Below are 365 nucleotides of genomic sequence, written 5' to 3'. Positions count from 1 at the left end.
AAGAATGATTCGCCGGAGGACCAGATCGACAAGAGCCTTGCCTGGATGCAGGTAGGCCTGTCGAGCATCGATGCGATCAAAGTGCTTGATGACGGCAACCTGCGCGACGACAAGAATCGTGCCTTGTGGGCAGTTGGCCTGGGAACCGGTGGCCCGGCGGTGACGGCGGGTTCGATGCTGCTGCTGTACGAGGTTGCCTTGGCGCTGTTCATCGGCCTGGGGCCGCTGTTCATCCTGTGTCTGCTGTTCGATCAGACCAAGCAGTTGTTTCAGAAGTGGCTGTTCTACGGCATCGGCACGATGTTCTCGATGGCCGTGTTGGCGGCGATGATCTCCATCGCGCTGGATATGGTGATCCGCGTGTC

General features: G+C 59.2%; 1 protein-coding gene. It reads left to right on the top strand.

All coding sequences use genetic code 11. The features are described 5' to 3' along the window. Positions 1–365 (top strand): type IV secretion system protein (locus tag AB4Y98_RS20670; RefSeq protein WP_394198977.1); only part of this gene is annotated, 365 nt, incomplete at both ends.

Origin of the sequence: Stenotrophomonas sp. 2YAF26 (genome assembly GCF_052114625.1) — a bacterium.
GTDB lineage: Bacteria > Pseudomonadota > Gammaproteobacteria > Xanthomonadales > Xanthomonadaceae > Stenotrophomonas > Stenotrophomonas indicatrix.
This window is presented reverse-complemented; position numbering and strand designations above follow the sequence as displayed.